This is a genomic window from Bradyrhizobium commune, assembly GCF_015624505.1.
In the GTDB taxonomy this organism is placed as follows: domain Bacteria; phylum Pseudomonadota; class Alphaproteobacteria; order Rhizobiales; family Xanthobacteraceae; genus Bradyrhizobium; species Bradyrhizobium commune.
Genome location: NZ_CP061379.1, coordinates 1651402 through 1668360 on the forward strand (window position 1 = coordinate 1651402; position 16959 = coordinate 1668360).

Annotated in this window: 16 protein-coding genes and 1 pseudogene; 12 read left to right on the forward strand and 5 right to left on the reverse strand. The window is 64.2% G+C overall.

Features of this window, described 5'->3' with window-relative positions; translation table 11 throughout:
* The first annotated feature begins 6 nt into the window (after positions 1-6).
* The 7 genes from IC761_RS07850 (at position 7) to IC761_RS07880 (ending at position 7518) form a co-directional block, all read left to right on the forward strand.
* Positions 7-1443 (forward strand): MmgE/PrpD family protein, encoded by a 1437-nt coding sequence (locus IC761_RS07850; protein WP_195802691.1) that lies wholly within the window; start codon positions 7-9, stop codon positions 1441-1443.
* Between the two features lie 39 nt (positions 1444-1482).
* Positions 1483-2454: a Bug family tripartite tricarboxylate transporter substrate binding protein gene (locus IC761_RS07855; RefSeq protein WP_195802692.1), complete on the forward strand. Its 972-nt coding sequence runs from the start codon at positions 1483-1485 to the stop codon at positions 2452-2454.
* Between the two features lie 4 nt (positions 2455-2458).
* Entirely contained in the window at positions 2459-3247 is a 789-nt protein-coding gene (locus tag IC761_RS07860) for an SDR family NAD(P)-dependent oxidoreductase (protein ID WP_195802693.1), read from the forward strand.
* The gene (locus tag IC761_RS07865) at positions 3247-4065 is read left to right on the forward strand and encodes an alpha/beta fold hydrolase (protein ID WP_195802694.1); all 819 of its coding nucleotides are present in this window, start codon (positions 3247-3249) and stop codon (positions 4063-4065) included. Before IC761_RS07860 ends, IC761_RS07865 begins: the two co-directional genes overlap by 1 nt.
* Positions 4066-4152: 87 nt before the next feature.
* Positions 4153-4944: a fumarylacetoacetate hydrolase family protein gene (locus IC761_RS07870; RefSeq protein WP_195802695.1), complete on the forward strand. Its 792-nt coding sequence runs from the start codon at positions 4153-4155 to the stop codon at positions 4942-4944.
* A 61-nt stretch (positions 4945-5005) separates the two neighbouring features.
* Entirely contained in the window at positions 5006-6664 is a 1659-nt protein-coding gene (locus tag IC761_RS07875; RefSeq protein ID WP_195802696.1) for a carboxylesterase/lipase family protein, read from the forward strand.
* Between the two features lie 56 nt (positions 6665-6720).
* Positions 6721-7518 (forward strand): transporter substrate-binding domain-containing protein, encoded by a 798-nt coding sequence (locus IC761_RS07880; RefSeq protein ID WP_195802697.1) that lies wholly within the window; start codon positions 6721-6723, stop codon positions 7516-7518.
* A gap of 12 nt (positions 7519-7530) precedes the next feature.
* Here IC761_RS07880 and IC761_RS07885 read toward each other — a convergent pair whose 3' ends face one another.
* From IC761_RS07885 to IC761_RS07900, 4 genes are read right to left on the reverse strand one after another with little or no spacing between them, the layout of a single operon-like run.
* A complete protein-coding gene (locus IC761_RS07885; RefSeq protein WP_195802698.1) occupies positions 7531-8271 on the reverse strand; it encodes an IclR family transcriptional regulator in 741 nt (246 codons plus the stop codon).
* Positions 8272-8292: 21 nt separating this feature from the next.
* Positions 8293-9144 (reverse strand): HpcH/HpaI aldolase/citrate lyase family protein, encoded by an 852-nt coding sequence (locus IC761_RS07890; RefSeq protein ID WP_195802699.1) that lies wholly within the window; start codon positions 9142-9144, stop codon positions 8293-8295.
* Positions 9144-9596, reverse strand: coding sequence for a MaoC family dehydratase (locus IC761_RS07895; protein WP_195802700.1), 453 nt, complete (start codon positions 9594-9596; stop codon positions 9144-9146). Before IC761_RS07895 ends, IC761_RS07890 begins: the two co-directional genes overlap by 1 nt.
* Positions 9597-9640: 44 nt before the next feature.
* Positions 9641-10843 (reverse strand): CaiB/BaiF CoA transferase family protein, encoded by a 1203-nt coding sequence (locus tag IC761_RS07900; protein WP_195802701.1) that lies wholly within the window; start codon positions 10841-10843, stop codon positions 9641-9643.
* Between the two features lie 230 nt (positions 10844-11073).
* Here IC761_RS07900 and IC761_RS07905 point away from each other — a divergent pair, with 230 nt between their 5' ends.
* From IC761_RS07905 to IC761_RS07925, 5 genes and pseudogenes are all read left to right on the forward strand, one after another.
* Positions 11074-12090 (forward strand): TRAP transporter substrate-binding protein, encoded by a 1017-nt coding sequence (locus tag IC761_RS07905; RefSeq protein ID WP_195802702.1) that lies wholly within the window; start codon positions 11074-11076, stop codon positions 12088-12090.
* A 27-nt stretch (positions 12091-12117) separates the two neighbouring features.
* Positions 12118-12671, forward strand: a pseudogene (locus tag IC761_RS07910) (TRAP transporter small permease).
* Positions 12672-12683: 12 nt separating this feature from the next.
* Positions 12684-13973 carry a TRAP transporter large permease gene (locus tag IC761_RS07915; protein WP_195802703.1) on the forward strand — a complete coding sequence of 430 codons (1290 nt, stop codon included), beginning with the start codon at positions 12684-12686 and terminating at the stop codon, positions 13971-13973.
* 29 nt (positions 13974-14002) lie between these two features.
* Positions 14003-15169: an acyl-CoA dehydrogenase family protein gene (locus tag IC761_RS07920; protein ID WP_195802704.1), complete on the forward strand. Its 1167-nt coding sequence runs from the start codon at positions 14003-14005 to the stop codon at positions 15167-15169.
* A gap of 7 nt (positions 15170-15176) precedes the next feature.
* On the forward strand, positions 15177-16424 hold the full coding sequence (locus IC761_RS07925; RefSeq protein ID WP_195802705.1) for an acetyl-CoA hydrolase/transferase family protein: 1248 nt from the start codon (positions 15177-15179) through the stop codon (positions 16422-16424).
* Here IC761_RS07925 and IC761_RS07930 read toward each other — a convergent pair.
* Positions 16421-16957: a hypothetical protein gene (locus tag IC761_RS07930; RefSeq protein ID WP_195802706.1), complete on the reverse strand. Its 537-nt coding sequence runs from the start codon at positions 16955-16957 to the stop codon at positions 16421-16423. The two genes, IC761_RS07925 and IC761_RS07930, sit on opposite strands and share 4 nt — an antisense overlap.
* Positions 16958-16959: the final 2 nt, after the last annotated feature.

The window sequence follows — 16959 nt, forward strand, 5'->3', positions numbered from 1 at the left end:
AGAGCCATGCCGTCACGCCGTCGTTTCCTGCAATCCGCCGGCTCGATTGCCGCTCTGGCCGCGACCGGCGGCCGCGCCACCTTCGCCGCAGGTCCGGGTGTGACGGAGCGGCTCGCCCGCTACATGGTCGCCGCGCGCGACCAGGAGTTGCCCGAGCAGGTGCTGCGCGAATGCAAGCACCGCATCCTCGACACGCTCGGCGCGATGATCTCGGGCTCACGCATGAAGCCCGGCGAGATGGCGCTGAAATACGTTCGCACGCTCGGCGGCGATGCGCAGGCCTCCGTGGTTGGCTCCGACGTCCGCACCACGGCAGTCAACGCGGCTTTGGCCAATGCGATGTGTGCGCATGCGGACGAGACCGACGATTTCGAGCCGGTGACCAAGGCGCATCCGGGTTGCTCGGTGGTGCCGGCTGCGCTCGCCATCGGCGAGCGGGAGCATCGCAGCGGACAGGATGTCATTCGCGCCGTCGCGCTCGGATACGACCTGACCTGCCGCCTGCTGATGGCATTGGGCCCCGATCTCGTGCGCGGCACGCATCGGAGCGCCGAGGGCACGTCGTCGACCTTCGGCGCGCTCGGCGCCGCTGCGTCGCTGGCGCAGCTCGACGAGACCGGAATGCGCTACGCGATCTCCTATTCGTCGCAGCAGGTCTCCGGCCTGTGGAGCTGGGTGAAGGATCACGACCACATCGAGAAGGCGTTTGATTTCGCCGGTATGGGCGCGCGCAACGGCGTCATGGCCGTCGACATGGTGAAGAACGGCCTCACCGGTGTCGATGACGTGCTCGACGGAACCCATAATCTCTTCATTGCGCTCTCAACCGATCCGAAGCCGGAGGAAATGGTGAAGGATCTCGGCAAGCTGTTCTATGTCACGGAAACCGCGATCAAGACCTTCTCGGTCGGCTATCCCATCCAGTCGCCTCTGGATGCCATGCTCACGCTGCGCAAGCAGCACGGCCTCACGCCAGATAACGTGCGGAATATCCTGGTGAAGCTGCCGACCGATGCGATGGGAATTGTGGGCGAGAGCGCTATGCCTGATGTGAATTGCCAGCATCTCATCGCAGTCGCCTTGGTGAAGGGCGCCGTCTCCTTCAACGACAGCCACGACGTCGCGCTGATGCACGACCCAAAGATCGTCGAGCAGCGCGCCAAGGTGACGTTGGCCGGCGACAAGGCGCTGATGGATCCGGCCGCGCCCCGCGGCGCTGTCGTCCAGGTGACATTGAGCGATGGCAAGACGGTCGAGCACTTCACAAAATACCCGCCGGGCACCAAGGAAAATCCGCTGAGCACGGAAGCGGTCGCTGCGAAGACGCGGGACCTGATCGCACCGGTGCTGGGTGCCGACAGGGCGGAGAAGCTGATCGCGCAGATCGGCAATCTGGAGCGGCTTGACGACGTCGGACAATTGAGGCCGTTGCTGACCGCGTGATGCACAATCAATAACAAGACAAACATCGAGGAAATGCCCATGCGCGGGATATTGCGCCGTTCCCTTCTTGCCGCCTGCACGGTCATTTTGGCTTGCGGCGCCGCGGTAGCTCAGGACTATCCCACCCGTCCGGTCAAGATCATCGTCCCGTTCCCGGCGGGTGGCTCCAACGACATCATCGCCCGTATCGTCGCGCAGAAGCTGACCGAGCGGATCGGCCAGACCTTCCTGGTGGAGAACCGCGGCGGCGCCGGCGGCAATATCGGCGCCGAGGCGGTCGCGAGCGCGGAGGCCGACGGCTACACCTTGCTGCTGACCGCGCCGCCGCCGCTGACGATCAATGGCTCCCTTTACAAGAAGCTGCCGTTTGACCCTGCGAAAGCGTTTGCGCCGGTGGCGCTGATCGCCTCGGTGCCGATCGTGCTGGTCGTCAATCCATCGGTGCAGGCCAAGAACGTCGGTGAGCTGATCGCGCTCGCCAAGGCCAAGCCCGGAACGTTGAATTTCGGCTCGTCCGGTATCGGCTCGACCAACCATCTCGCCGGCGAGCTGCTCAAGAGCATGGCCGGCATCGACATCGTGCACGTGCCCTATCGCGGCGCCGCGCCGGCGATGAACGATTTGCTTGCGGGGCAGATCCCCTTCATGTTCGACAACATGCCGGCCGTGCTGCCGCAGGTGCAGGGCAAGGCGATCAACGCGATCGCGGTTGCGGGCGCCAAACGCGCGGACGCGCTGCCCGAGGTGCCGACCGTCGCGGAGACCGTTCCCGGCTTCGAGGCGTCGTCCTGGTTCTGGCTGGTGGCGCCGGCCAAGACGCCCGCGCCGGTGCTTGCCAAGCTGAGCAGCGAGCTCGAAATCATCCTGAAGCTGCCCGACGTCAAGAAGCGGCTGGCCGAGCTTGGCGCCGAGCCTGGCGCCGAGTTCGGCGCCGCTTTCGGACAGTTCATGACGGACGAGACCGCGAAGTGGGGCAAGCTCGTTCAAGCCTCCGGCGCGACAGTGGATTAGCGCCATGGATTTGAACCTGGGCGGCAAGGTTGCCGTCGTCACCGGCGGCAGCATCGGCATCGGGCGCGCGATCGCGGCCGAGCTCGCCCGCGAGCAGGCGCATGTCGTGGTTATTGCGCGCGACGCCGAGCGCCTTGCGGCGGCAGCCACAGAGATGTCGCGCGAGACCGGCCGGCGTGTGGTCGCCTGTGCCGGCGACATGACCAAGCCGGACGACATCGCGCGGGCGATGGATGCCGCCCGCGAAGCTTTCGGCCGCATCGACATCCTCGTCAACAATGCCGGCGCCTCGCCAATGGGCCGGATCGCGGAGACACCGGATGCGGTCTGGGCCAAGTCGATCGAGCTGAAACTGCTCGGCTACATGCGTTGCGCGCGAAACGTGCTGCCCGAAATGCGCGACCGGCGCTGGGGGCGCGTCATCAACATCATCGGCCGTAGCGGCCATCAGCCGCGTGCGGCCTATATGGCGGGCGGCGCGGTCAACGCCGCGCTGTTGAACTTCACGCTGGCGCTTGCCGAGGAATGCGCACCGGACAATGTGCTGGTCACCGGCGTCAATCCCGGTCCGGTGCAGACCGATCGCTGGGACAGCCTGATCTCGCAGGGTGCGGCGATCGCGGGACAGGATCGCGGCGCGACGAATGCGGCTGCCATCGCATCGGTGCCGCTCGGCCGCGTCGGTCAGCCGCACGAAGTGTCCGGCCTTGTCGCGTTCCTATGCTCGGACCGCGCATCCTTCATTACGGGGACCTGCATCAATGTCGATGGCGGTGGAACGAGGTGCATCTGATGGCTAGCGACCTGCGGAAGATCGGTGTCAGCGACGATTGCGAGCTCGCGGTTCGCATCGACGATTATCTGCTGCCATGGGACATCAGGCCGCCGGTCGTGATGCTGCACGGGCTCGCCGAAAGCGGCGAGGCGTTCCGGCGCTGGGTGCCGTATTTCGCGACGCATCATCTGGTCGTGCGTCCCGACCTGCGCGGCTACGGCGATTCGACGCCGATGCAGGGCGATTATGTCTACCGTTTCGCCGGCCTCGGCGACGACATCATCCGGATGCTTGACGCACTCAAGCTCGATCGCGTCTTCCTCATCGGCGGCAAGATCGGTGGCACGCTGGCGTTGCATCTCACCGCAAAGTATCCCAATCGCGTGATCGCGGTTGCCGCGGTCGGCGCGCCGGCCTCGCTCACCTCGTTCAACGAGCGCGCGCCGACCTGGCGCAAGCAGATCCGCGAGCAGGGCGTTGAAGCCTGGGTGCGCGAGACCACCGCCGGCCGGCTCGGCTCGTCGCTGCCGCCGGCCGCGCTCGATTGGTGGATCGGTCTGATGTCGAAGACCAAGGCCTCGACGCTGGAAGCGTTTTTGAAGATGGTGCCGTCGGTCGACGTCACCGGTGAGCTGCCGTCCATCAAGCGTCCGACGCTGGTCATCACCACGACCGGTTCGGGTCTCGGCGACGTCGCGTCCGTGAAAGCATGGCAGGAGACCATCCCAGGTGCGAGGCTCGAAGTGCTGCCCGGCGATTCCTATCACGTCGCGGCCACCGATCCGGATGTCTGTGCGCGGAAGGTCCGGGAGTTCTTCGATCGCGTCGCGACTTAAGACGTAGTGGCTGGCCATTGGCCCGCCCATCGTTTGTCTCTAAGACGGGCGTTGCAGAAGAAAAGGCAAAATCAGGGAGTGAAGCCAATGACAAAGACCACGCGACGCAGCGTGCTCACCGCCGCAGCCGCGATGACGGCCGCAGGTATCGCCGAAGCAACGCCGGCCGCAGCGCAGGCCACACCCAGGCCGATGTTCCCGGTGCCGATGATCTCGATTCCGATCGTCGGCGAGACCCAGGTGTTCCAGGTCCGCCGCATCTACTGCATCGGCCGCAATTATGCCGCGCACGCGATCGAACGCGGCTCGGATCCGAACCGTGAGCCGCCGTTTTTCTTCCAGAAGCCGACCGACGCGATCCAGAATGTCGCGATCGGCGCAGTCGCCGATCATCCCTATCCGTCGCTGACCAAGAACTATCATCACGAGGTCGAGCTGGTCGCCGCGCTGAAATCCGGCGGCAGCAACATTCCCGCCGAAAAGGCGCTCGACCATGTCTATGGCTACGCGCTCGGCCTCGACATGACCCGGCGCGATCTCCAGAACGGCATGGCCGCGGAGAAGAAGCCCTGGGAGATCGGCAAGAGCTTCGACCATGCCGCGGTGATCGGCCCGATCCATCCCGCGAGCAAGACCGGCCATTTCGAGAAGGGCGCCATTTCGCTGGCGATCAACGGCGCGGTGAAGCAGAGCTCGGATCTCAGCAAGATGATCTGGAGCGTCGCCGAGCAGATTGCGAAGCTATCGGAAGCCTTCGAGCTGAAGGCCGGCGACATCATCTACTCCGGCACGCCGGAGAATGTCGGCCCGGTGGTGAAGGGCGATGTGCTGCTGTGCAAGCTCGAGGGCTTGCCGGATATGTCGATCAAGATCGTCTAGTCCGCCCACGATCCGGGTGCACCGAAACGACTCTCGCAGCGCCGAGGGGAGGAGTCTGGTGATGAAGCTCTACACCATGAGTCTCGTTGTGGCCCTGGCCGGGCTGATTGTTTCGTCTGCCGCCGCCCAAAATTCCGATTCCACCATATCGGTGGAAGGCGGCAACATTCGTGGCGTCCCCACCGATGTTGCCGGAGTGACCGTCTACAAGGCGGTGCCGTTTGCGGCGCCGCCAGTTGGCGCCAACCGCTGGAAGGCGCCTCAGCCGGTGCTGTCATGGCCGGGAGTAAGGGAAAGCACCGCGTGGCCGAACCGGTGCTACCAGCTCGCGAGTGCAAATCCGCCGGGGACATTCTACTTCAACGAATATTATTGGGACCCGTCCAAGGATCCCAAGGACAGCGAGGACTGCCTCTATCTGAACATCTGGGCACCCGTGAAGCCTGCCAGTGGGTCGCTGCCCGTGATGGTCTACTACCATGGCGGTGGCAACCGGCACGGCAACATTTCCGAGGTCGAGTTCAATGCGGCCAAGCTGGCCGACAAGGGTATCATTGTTGTCTCGGCCGCCTATCGGCTGAACATCATGGGCTTTCTTGCGTTACCTGGCATGAAGGACGAAGGCGCGGGAAATTTCGCCGTGCTCGACACTGTCGAAGCGCTCAAATGGGTGAAGAAGAACATCGGCGCATTCGGCGGCGACCCGGGCAGCGTGACCATTGCCGGCCAGTCGGCCGGATCGCGCAATGTCAGAACCCTCTTGTCCACGCCGCTCGCCAAGGGCCTGTTCCGCCGCGCGATCATGCACAGCAGCCCCACCGTGATGGCGCAACCGGGAAAACCGAACTACGTGACGCTGGAGAACAAGATGGCCGCGGCCGGCGCGGTCTTCCAGAAATATTTCCCCGGCAAGACCCTGGACGATCTGAGGCAGCTTCCGGCGGCGGAGTTCTACAAGGACCAGGCCAAGATCGACGACATGTATGCCGTGACAAGCAACATCTATGCGGCGATCGACGGCAATGTCCTGACCACGGACTCGGTCGATCTGTTGAAGGAAGGGGCGTTGAACGGCGTCGACGTCATCGTTGGCACCGTCGCCGACGAACGGACGGCGCTGGATGGCACGCCGGACAAGGTCATGGAGGTCCCTGCCTTCCATGCCTACTGGAAACAGCTTCTTGGCGAGGAGCTGTACGCCAGATATTCGTTCGAAAAGCTTTATCCTGCATCCACGCCGCTTGATGCCTACCGTCAGCATCTCAAGGCCCAGGCCGACCTGTTGCTGGAGCAAAACCGCGTCGCGGGCTCGCTCCTTAGCGCCAAAAATCCGGGCAGCAAGGTCTACGTGTTCTACTTCGATCATCCTCCGCCCGGCCGTGACCGCGAGTTCTACGGCGCATGGCATTCGTCGGATCTCTGGTACACCTTTAATTCGCTTCGCAACGAGCCCGGTCAGCGCCAGTGGAGTCCTTATGACTTCGAGCTGGCGGAACAGGCGTCGTCGATGTGGGCCAATTTCGTCAAGACCGGCGATCCCAACGGCGAGGCCTTGCCGGCCTGGCCGCGGAGCACCCGCTCCAACAACGGCACGTATCTGTCGTTCGGCGAAACATCGACGGGCGCCACCAACGGCTCGCCGTATTTTGGCACGACGGCCGAACGCCGAAACGCCCTGTTCCACGACTATCAGATGAAGTTCTACGGGGTGGCCGAATAGTCCGGAGCCCGTGGCGTCGGGCGGATGCTCAGACGGAAGGATGATCTGTGCGTATCATGCGCTCTTTTTTGACTGGCAGCATCATGCTGGCTCTTGGTCTGGCACTCACTGCCGGCGTCGCCGCCGCCGTAGCGGAGGAGACGCTCTATGTCGCGCCGACGGGGACGTTGCGCGTGGCGGTCGCCGTCGGCCCTGCCGCGTCGGCGTTCTGGGCCACGCGCGATCCTTCGACTGGAAAGCCGCGCGGCGTGACCGTCGAGCTCGCCAAGGCTGCCGCCGGCATGCTCAACGTTCCGCTCCAGCTCGTCGAGTACCAGAGCTCGGATGAGATCGCTGCCGCCAGCGGCAAGGACGTCTGGGATCTCTCCTTCATGCCGGCGGACGTCAAGCGCGAGCAGTTCGTCGAGCAGGGGCCCGCTTACGTCGCCTATATGAGCGGCTATCTCATTCGTGCCGGTTCGGACATCCGCTCCGTCGCCGATGTCGATCGTGCCGGCATGCGGGTTGGCTGCATCGAGGGGACGTCGACGTCGCGTACGGTCGAGAAGTCGCTGAGGCAGGCCAGGCTGACGAAGTTCGTGAAGCCGGAAGAGGCGGCCGCATTGATCGGCAAGGGCGAGCTCGATGCGCTGGCGATGGGCATGGGGGCGCTGGAGGATCTGTCGCGAAAGCTTCCCGGGGCCAAGGTGCTGGACGAGGTTATCCAGTCGACCGGTGTCGTTGTGGTGGTTCCCAAGGGCAAGGTTGTCGCGAAGGTCTGGGCCTCACAATTCCTGACTGAGGCCAAGGCGGACGGCACGGTTCGTCGCGCGCTCGACGCCAACGGATTTACCGGCGACAAGGTCGCGCCGTAGCGCCTCTCGCCGCTAAGCAGCTGCCTTCGGACGCAACCGATCCACGGTGCGTGCGATCAGCGCGGCGACCTCTGCGACCTTCGGCCCAATCCGGAACTCCGGCCCGGCGACCACGACGGAGAGGCGGCGGTCGCCGATCGGCAACGGAATCGCTGCTCCCGCGAGGTCGCGGCTGTAGTCGGCAAAACTCTGGCAATAGCCGCGCGCGATCGAGTTACGCAGCTCGGTCTCGACGGCCTCGATGCTGATCGGCGTCGACGGGCCGTATTGCTTGAACTCGATCTTGCGATAGACGGAGTCGCGCTCTTCCTGCGAATATTGCAGCAGCAGCGCGCGTCCGCTCGCGGTGGCGTGGATCGGCACGCGGTGGCCGATGGTCGCGAAATAGCGGATGGCGGTCTGGGACTCGACAACGTCGATGAACACGGCCATCACGCCGGCCGGCGCCACGATCGATGCGGTCTCGCCGGTCTCGGCGGAGAGGTCGGCGATCAGCGTGTGCGTCCAGGGCGGCAGCGGCTCGACCTCGGAGATCATCCGCGCCATCGCCAGCCACCGCGGCGTCGGATAGAAGCCGGCGCGGGGCCGCGGTTCGTAAAGATAGCCCTTCTCCGACAGTGTCGCGAGCAGGTTGAAGGTTGACGAGCGCGGCCAGCCGAAATGATCGGCGATCTCGGCAAGCGTCGCCGGCTTCCTCGCCTGCGCGAAGAATTCCATGATCTCCAGGACGTTTGCGGCTTGGCGAACGATCATGGCGGGGCTTTGCGTCCTGATCTAGGGCTGGCCGAGGATCTTCTTCGCGGCGCGAAGATGCGGCTTGTCGATCATCTGGCCGTCGAGGCGCAGCGTGCCGGAATTTGGATTGCTCGCGAATGCCGCGATCACCTTCTCCGCCCAGGCGCGCTCGGCTTCGGTTGGCTCGAACGCCGCGTTGACGACGTCGACATGCTTGGGGTGGATCAGCGCCTTGGCCGAAAAGCCGTCGCGCCGTGCCGCGCGCGTTTCCTGCTCGAGGCCTGCGAGATTGTCGATGTCGGTGTAGACAGTATCGATCGGTGCCACTTCTGCTGCGGCCGCTGCCATCAGGCAGAGATCGCGCGCGAGGCGATAGGGGCTGTGGAACACGCCGCCCGACGCCTTCTCGGTGGCGCCGAGCGAAGCCGAAAGATCTTCCGCGCCCCACATCAGGCCGGCGAGGCGAGGGGAGCAGCCCTTGTAGCTGCCGAGGCCGAAGATCGAGCTGGCCGTTTCCGTCGCGACGCAGACGATCCGGGTCGTGCCAACCGTGATGCCGGAGGCGGCTTCCAAAGCCTCGAGCCAGGTCGCGACCTGCCGGACATCGTCGCCGCCTTGCGATTTCGGCAGCACGATGCCGTCAGGCTTCCCCGGCATCACCGCGGCGAGATCGGCAAGCGTCATGCCGGTGTCGAGCGCGTTGACGCGGACATAGAGCTGGTGCGGGCCTGGGCGGCCTTTCAGCATGGACAATGTCAGCCCGCGCGCCTCGGGCTTCTTGTCGGTCACGACGGAGTCCTCGAGGTCGATGATCAGCGCGTCGGCGCCGCCTTCGCTCGCCTTCTCGAATTTGCGCGGGGAATCGCCCGGCACGAAGAGCATCGAACGCATCAGACCGGCCTCTTGTGCATCATCGCCATGCGGCGGCATTTACCGACGATCTCGTCGTTCTGGTTCAAGGCATGGTGCTCGAACTCGACGATGCCCGCCTTCGGGCGCGATTTGGATTCCCTCAACGAAAGCACCTTCGTCGTCGCCCGCAAGGTGTCGCCATGGAAGACCGGCTTCGGAAAGATGACGTCGGTCATGCCGAGATTGGCGACGGTGGTGCCCATGGTCGTATCATAGACCGTCATGCCGATCATGATGCCGAGCGTGTAAAGGCTGTTGAAAATGCGTTGGCCGAACTCGGTCTTTTCGGAGAAATGCGCGTCGATGTGCAGCGGCTGCGGGTTGAGCGTCAGCAGGCTGAACATGGTGTTGTCCATCTCCGTGACGGTTCGGGTCAGCGGATGCCTGAACTCCTGGCCCACGGAAAAGTCCTCGAAGTAGAGCCCGGCCATCGCGTTTCCTCCCTGTGTTTTGTACGATTTGGCTGGCGTTGCGCTTAGGGCGGCGCCGCCAGATGAACTGCCTTTTGTTCTGCGAGCTGCTCGATCTCCCCAGCCGAGAAGCCGGCCTCGTTCAAAATGTCGCGGCCATGCTGGCCGAGCGTCGGCGCGGGGCCGGCGGCTTCCGGCTGGGTCACGCTCCAGGTGGAGGGCACGCGCATCTGGCGGATACGGCCCTCCACGGGGTGATCCACCGTCCTGAAGAAGTCGATCGCCTTGAGATGGGGATCGTCCAAAATCGTCTCCAGGGTGTGCATCGGCATCACCGGAATGTCGGCGCGTTCCAGGAGTTCGCGCCACTCCGCGGTGGTGCGCGTCTGGAAGATGTGGCCGATCTCCTCGTAGATCTCGTCGATATGTTTTGTGCGGGCGGCGTGGTTGGCAAAGCGCGGCTGATCGAGGAAATGCGGCTGCCCGATCGCCTCGAAGAAGCTGCGCCAGTGCTTGTCGTTGTAGATGAGCACGCAGAGATGGCCGTCGCTGGTCTTGTAGGGCCGGCGATAGCGCGACAGCAGGCGAGCGTAGCCGCCATGGTCGAGCGGCGGCTCGTAGGTGAGACCGCCGAGATGATCGACCAGCACGAACTCCGTCATCGATTCGAACATCGGCACGTCGATACGCTGGCCGATGGCCGTGCGTTGCTGGTGCATCAGCCCGCCCATGATGGCGTTGACCATCATCAGGCCGACGATGCGGTCGGCGATGGTGACGGGCACGTAGCGCGGCGTGCCGTCGCCGGCGGCCGCGAGCAGCGTCGGAATGGTGGCCGCGCCCTGGATCAGATCGTCATAAGCGGGTTTTGCCGCATAAGGGCCGGACTGGCCGTAGCCGAAGGCGCCGACATAGACGAGGGCGGGATTGATCGCGGCCAGCGTCTCGTAGTCGAGGCCGAGCCGCGCCATCGCCTGCGGGCGCACATTATAGACCAGCGCGTTGGCGCTCTTCGCCAGCCGCAACAGCGTGTCGCGCCCTTCGGGCTTCTTGAGGTCGAGCACGATGCTGCGCTTGCCGCGATTGGCGTTGTGAAACATCCCGCCCATGCCGGGCGTGCGGCCGGGACCGATCTGGCGAACGATGTCGCCCTCGGGGCTTTCGACCTTGATGACGTCAGCGCCCATGTCCGCCAGCACCTGCGTGCCGTAAGGGCCCATCAGCACCGAGGTCAGGTCGAGAATGGTGAAGCCGGCGAGCGGTCCCATGGGGCCTCGTGAGATAAATTCATATCCGTGGAGTTAGAATTCAGAAAACGCCGTTGTCAATTCAGTGAGTTCGAGCTGCCGTGCATAGGCCTATGCAAAGTTCATATACTTGACAAATTAATTCACGTATTTGTACATTTTCCTCAAGCAAGAAATTGGAGCGAGGGGCCGAACGGTTGGGCAGCCAGCGGCTGCCGCCTTCGGCGTGGGGACGCGTCAGGGAGAATGAAATGAAGACGAATCTGGTCCGCGCTGTAGCCGCGCTCGCGCTTTCGCTGCCGCTATCGGCGCAGGCGCTGGAGTTGAAGGTCGCCGATAGCTTTCCCGCGGGCCACTATCTCGTCCGCCTGATGCTCAAGCCCTGGATGGACGATGTCACCAGGCGCACCAATGGCGCGGTGACCTTCACCTATTATCCCAACCAGCAGATCGGCAAGGCCGCCGACATGTTGCGGCTGACGCAGTCGGGTGTGGTCGACATCGGCTACATCGGACCGTCCTACGTCTCCGACAAGATGCCGCTGTCGGAAGTCGCGCAATTGCCGGGCGCGTTCGCGACCAGCTGCCAGGGCACGCTCGCTTATTGGAAGAGCGCGCGCGACGGCATCCTGGCCAAGCAGGAATATGCGCCGAACAAGATCAAGCTGCTGATGGCCGTGGTGCTGCCGCCCTATCAGGTGTGGACCGTCAAGTCGAAGGTCGAAACCACCAAGGACATGCAGGGCCTGAAGCTGCGCACCACCGGCGGCGCGCAGGATCTGACGCTGCGCGCGCTGAACGCCGTGCCGGTGCGCATGGCCGCGCCCGATGCCTATGAATCGCTGTCGCGCGGCACGATGGACGGCCTGCTGTTCCCGCTGGACAGCGTCGTGGCCTACGGTCTCGACAAGCTGGTCAAGCACGCCACCGAAGGCGTCAGCTTCGGCAGCTTCATCGTCGCCTATTCCATCAACCAGTCGGTCTGGGACAAGTTGCCTGACGACGTGAAGAAAGCGATGGACGAAGCTTCTGAATCGATCACGCCCAAAGCCTGCGCCGATGTCGACAAGGAAGGCGAGACCACCAAGAAGCACATGCAGGACGAAGGCGTCAGCTTCGACCCGCTGCCGGAAGCCACGCGCGCCGAGATGAAGGACAAGTTGAAGGGCGTCGGCCAGGAATGGGCCAGCGGCCTCGACAGCCGCGGCAAGCAGGCCTCTGCCGCGTTGAAGGAGTTCGAAGGCTTGCTCGCCGCCGGCGGCAAGTAATCCGAATCGGAACGGGAGGCAAAAGACGTGATCGAGCGAGCGGGAAATGTGCTCGGCGCGCTGGAGCGCGCGCTGACGGTGATCGCAGTGGCGTTCATGTTCGTGATCATGATGCTGGTCGTGACCGACGTGTTCATGCGCTATGCGCTGAACAGCCCGTTCTCCTTCACCTATGATCTGATCGGGCTCTATCTCCTCGCCGGCGTGTTCTTCTTCACATTGTCGGACGCCTTGCGCGAACACGTCCATGTCGGCGTCGACATCCTGCTTCGCGCTTCTCGCCCACTGGGCGGCGGCTGTCCGAGATCGTCACCGCGCTCGCCGGCCTGTTCGTGTTCGTGCTGATCTGCAAAGTTGGGTTCGAGCGCGCGCTGGAGAATTACGAGCAGCATGACGTGCTCTCCGGCGCCATCCCGTGGCCGACCTGGATCTCCGCGGCGCTGGTACCGTTCGGCTGCGGCGTGCTGGTGCTGCGGCTGGCGCTCCAGCTCGTCGGCAATGTGCTGAGCCTCGTCAGCGGACGCGACCTCTATCCGCTGCCGCCGGTCACCGGCGTCGGCGAAGCGCGCGGCTTTGAGTAACGGCAGGCATCCATGACACCTCTCATCGTCCTCGCCCTGCTGTTCGGCTTGCTCGCGCTCGGCACGCCCGTCGGTTTTGCCATGGCATTTTCCGGCTCGGTCGGCCTCGTCATGGTCGGCGGCTTTCCGACCCTGTTCGGCATCCTGGAGACCGCGCCGCTTTCGACTGTCTCGTCGTACGAGCTCATCACCATCCCGATGTTCCTGCTGATGGCGGACCTCGTGCTGCTGTCGGGCGTTGCGGATGATCTGTTCAAGACCGCCTCGGCCTGGGTCGGCCGCGTTCCCGGCGGCCTCGGCATGGCGACCGCGCTCGCCGGCGCCGGGTTCGGTGCGATCTGCGGCACCTCGACGGCCTCGGCCGCGACGCTGTCCTCGACCAGCCTGCCGGCGATGATCCGCCAGGGCTATGAGCCAAAGATGGCCGCGGGTGTCGTTGCGATCTCCGGCACGCTGTCGATGCTGCTGCCGACCAGCGTCGCGCTCGTTATCTTCGGCCTCCTCGCCGAAGTGAACATCGGCAAGCTTTTGATCAGCGGCATCATCCCGGCGATCCTCGTCACCTTCACCATCATGGCGACGATCTATTTCCTGGTCTGGCAGGATCCCTCGCGTGCGCCAGCCGCCAAGTCAGTGCCGTGGCGCGAAAAGTTCGCGCTGCTGTGGCAGGTCTCGCCGATGGTGGTGTTGTTCTCGATCGTCACAGGCACGATCTATCTCGGCGTTGCGACACCGACGGAGGCGTCCGCCTTCGGCGCGTTCGGTGCCTTCCTGCTTGCGATCGTCAAGGGCAAGATCACGCCCACCTCGCTCTACAAGACGCTGCTGCGCGCCTGCCACGGCACCTGCATGATCATCATGATCCTGGTCGGGGCTTCGATCTTCGGCTACTTTTTCACGCTGACGCACGTCACGCAGGATCTCGTCGCCTGGATCGGGTCCTTGCCGACCTCGCGCTGGATCATCATCACGCTGATCCTGTGCGGCTATATCGTGCTCGGCTCCTTCATGGACCAGATCGCGATCCTGGTGTTGACCGTGCCGATCGTGCTGCCGCTGATCAAGACACTGGATTTCGACCCGATCTGGTTCGGCGTCATCAAGATCGTCACTGCGGAGGTCGGCATGATCACGCCGCCGGTCGGGCTGAACTGCTTCATCGTCGCCCGCTATGCCAAGCGGCCGGTGGCGGAAGTGTTCCACGGCACCTTCCCGCATTTCATCGCTCATCTGATCGCGATCGCGATCCTGGTGGCGTTTCCGTCGATCATTCTCTGGCTGCCCTCGCAGATGGGGCGCTAGGCCCAACGAGCCTCCACAAGGAGATCATCATGGATTTCGCGCTCACCGACCAGCAGGAAGCCATTCGCGACGCCATCGCAAAGATCTGCGAGGGCTTTCCCGATGCCTATTGGCTGAAGAAGGACCACGACGGCGGCTTTCCGCACGACTTCCATAAGGCACTCGCCGATGCCGGCTGGCTCGGCATCTGCGTGCCGGAGGCATATGGCGGCTCGGGCCTCGGCATCACCGAGGCCGCGATCATGATGCGCACCATCGCGGAATCCGGCGCCGGCATGTCCGGCGCCTCCGCAGTGCACATCAACGTGTTCGGTCTCAATCCCGTTGTCGTGTTCGGCACCGAGGAGCAGCGCAAGCGCATGCTGCCGCCGATGGTCGAGGGCCGCGAGAAGGCCTGCTTCGCCGTCACCGAGCCCAACACCGGCCTCAACACCACCCAGCTCAAGACCCGCGCGGTCGCCAAGAACGACCGTTACATCGTCAACGGCCAGAAGGTGTGGATCTCGACCGCCCAGGTCGCGCACAAGATTTTGCTGCTGGCGCGCACCACGCCGCTGGAAGAAGTGCGCTCGCCGACCCACGGCCTCAGCCTGTTCTACACGGACTTCGACCGCAAGAAGATCAAGGTCCACGAGATCGAGAAGATGGGCCGCAAGATCGTCGATTCCAACGAGCTGTTCTTCGAGGACTTTGAAATTCCGATGGAAGACCGTATCGGCGAAGAAGGAAAGGGTTTTCAGTACATCCTCGAGGGCATGAACCCGGAACGTATCCTGATCGCGGCGGAAGCGGTCGGTCTCGGCAAGCTCGCGCTGTCGCGCGCGACCGAATACGCCAAGACACGCGTGGTGTTCAATCGTCCGATCGGCAAGAATCAAGGCATTCAGCATCCGCTCGCGGTGAACTGGGTCGAGCTCGAGGCGGCCTGGCTGATGGTGATGTCGGCGGCCTGGCAATACGACAAGGGCATGCCCTGCGGCGCCGCGGCCAATGCCGCAAAATATCTCGCGGGCGAAGCCGGCTTTTCGGCCTGCGAGCAGGCGGTGATGACCCATGGCGGCTTCGGCTATGCCAAGGAGTTTCACGTCGAGCGCTATTTGCGTGAGGTTCTGATCCCGCGCATCGCGCCGGTCAGCCCACAGCTCGCGCTCAGCTTCATCGCGGAAAAGGTGCTGGGGCTGGCGAAGTCGTATTGAGGCAACGATGTTCGGGGACACTTCGTCGATCGACTTTTCCGGCCTGATCCGGGAAAACGATCTCGTGGTGTGCGGACAGGCGACGGCGGAGCCGGTCACCCTGACCGAAGCGCTGATGGCGCAGGCGGCGCATCTGCCTGCGTTCCGCATGATGGTGGGACCGATCTTTTCGGACACGTTTTCTGGGACCTGCGCGAGCGTCTCGTTCCAGAGCTACGGCGTGATCGGCCATGCACGGCGGCTTGCGAGGGCCGGGCGGCTCGATGTGATCCCGAGCAATTACAGCGCCTTCTGCGCAGACTTCGCGTCGCGCCGTCACAAGGCCGATGTCGTTCTGGTGCAACTCGCTGAGACTGCCGACGGGCGGCTGAGCGCCAGCCTCTCCAACGACTATGTCATCGACGCGGCCCGCAGCGCGCGCGTGGCGATCGCCGAGATCAATCCGGATGCGCCGTGGACGTTTGGCGCGGAATGGCCGGAGGACGTGCCAATTCATGTGCGTGTGGCAGCACGCCGCCCGCCCGTCGAACTGCCGTCGCCGCCGCCCGATGAGGTCTCGCGCAAGATCGCCGCGCATGCGGCAAGCCTGATGGCCGACGGCAGCACGCTCCAGTTCGGCGTCGGCCGCATTCCGGATGCGATCCTGTCGTCGTCGTCGCATGCGCGCAATCTCGGCATCCATTCCGGCCTGATCAACGACGCCGTCGTCGAGCTGATCGAGCGCGGCGCGGTGACGAATGCTGAGAAGGGGATCGATGCCGGCATCACCGTCACCAATCAGGTGATCGGGACGCACCGGCTCTATCGCTTCGTGCATCAGAACAAGGCCGTCGCGGTCCGGCCGACGTCGTACACACATGGCCAGGGCGTGCTGGCGCGGATCAACCGGCTGGTCGCGATCAATTCGGCGCTTCAGGTCGGGCTCGACGGCAGTGTGAATTCCGAGACGCTGAACGGAGTCGCGATCGGCGCCATCGGCGGGCAGCTCGATTTCGTGCGTGGTGCCAATGCGTCACCCGGGGGCAGGGCGATCATCGCGCTGCCGGCGACGGCTTCCGACGGGACCAGCCGCATCGTTGTGCAGGTCGAGACGGTAACGACGCCGCGCGCCGATGTCGATGCCATTGTCACCGAATGGGGCATTTCGGAGCTGCGCGGCTGCGGGCTTGCCGAGCGCGCGCGCCGCATGATCGCGATTGCAGCGCCCGAGCATCGCGACGCATTGTCGGCGCAACTGCGCGGCGTCGCGCTTTAGTTCATCATCGCGAGCGTCGGACGCTGGCCCTCGTTGGAGCCGATGATCCCGGGGAGATCGATCACCTCGCCCGCGATCATGCCCGACATCCGCCAGAACAGATGCGCAAGGCGGGAGAACACCAGCCGTTCACGTTCGGCAGGAGCGGTGCCGCCGGGGATCGTCACGGTCTCCAGGCCGACCACTTTCTTGAAATCGGGCCAGATCATCATTGACTGCGCGATTACGGAGTAGCAGGGCGGATCCTCGTCGCTCTCGTCGGGCGCCGGTGGCAAACCCGGAAATTGCGTCGGCGCGGCGTAGAACTTGTAGGCGCCGTAGCCGAGCTGAAGCAGGAATTTTTCCGGCACCGCGACGTCGGCGGCAAACGACACCAGCCGCGCCTCGCTCAGGACATCCGGCTCGATGGCGCTGAGATCCTGGGCGCGCAGCGCCGAGCAGAAGGCGAGCTCGCGATTGTGCTCGCGGAGCAGATTGGCCAGCGGCTGCTGCTGTTGCACGGTGTCGGTGAGCAGGATGATGGTCTTGAGCATCG

Bases quoted from the DNA above. Each gene is read 5' to 3' on its own strand.
- IC761_RS07850 (WP_195802691.1), top strand. From the start codon at position 7: ATGCCGTCACGCCGTCGTTTCCTGCAATCCGCCGGCTCGATTGCCGCT.
- IC761_RS07855 (WP_195802692.1), top strand. From the start codon at position 1,483: ATGCGCGGGATATTGCGCCGTTCCCTTCTTGCCGCCTGCACGGTCATT.
- IC761_RS07860 (WP_195802693.1), top strand. From the start codon at position 2,459: ATGGATTTGAACCTGGGCGGCAAGGTTGCCGTCGTCACCGGCGGCAGC.
- IC761_RS07865 (WP_195802694.1), top strand. From the start codon at position 3,247: ATGGCTAGCGACCTGCGGAAGATCGGTGTCAGCGACGATTGCGAGCTC.
- IC761_RS07870 (WP_195802695.1), top strand. From the start codon at position 4,153: ATGACAAAGACCACGCGACGCAGCGTGCTCACCGCCGCAGCCGCGATG.
- IC761_RS07875 (WP_195802696.1), top strand. From the start codon at position 5,006: ATGAAGCTCTACACCATGAGTCTCGTTGTGGCCCTGGCCGGGCTGATT.
- IC761_RS07880 (WP_195802697.1), top strand. From the start codon at position 6,721: ATGCGCTCTTTTTTGACTGGCAGCATCATGCTGGCTCTTGGTCTGGCA.
- IC761_RS07885 (WP_195802698.1), bottom strand. From the start codon at position 8,271: ATGATCGTTCGCCAAGCCGCAAACGTCCTGGAGATCATGGAATTCTTC.
- IC761_RS07890 (WP_195802699.1), bottom strand. From the start codon at position 9,144: ATGCGTTCGATGCTCTTCGTGCCGGGCGATTCCCCGCGCAAATTCGAG.
- IC761_RS07895 (WP_195802700.1), bottom strand. From the start codon at position 9,596: ATGGCCGGGCTCTACTTCGAGGACTTTTCCGTGGGCCAGGAGTTCAGG.
- IC761_RS07900 (WP_195802701.1), bottom strand. From the start codon at position 10,843: ATGGGACCGCTCGCCGGCTTCACCATTCTCGACCTGACCTCGGTGCTG.
- IC761_RS07905 (WP_195802702.1), top strand. From the start codon at position 11,074: ATGAAGACGAATCTGGTCCGCGCTGTAGCCGCGCTCGCGCTTTCGCTG.
- IC761_RS07915 (WP_195802703.1), top strand. From the start codon at position 12,684: ATGACACCTCTCATCGTCCTCGCCCTGCTGTTCGGCTTGCTCGCGCTC.
- IC761_RS07920 (WP_195802704.1), top strand. From the start codon at position 14,003: ATGGATTTCGCGCTCACCGACCAGCAGGAAGCCATTCGCGACGCCATC.
- IC761_RS07925 (WP_195802705.1), top strand. From the start codon at position 15,177: ATGTTCGGGGACACTTCGTCGATCGACTTTTCCGGCCTGATCCGGGAA.
- IC761_RS07930 (WP_195802706.1), bottom strand. From the start codon at position 16,957: ATGCTCAAGACCATCATCCTGCTCACCGACACCGTGCAACAGCAGCAG.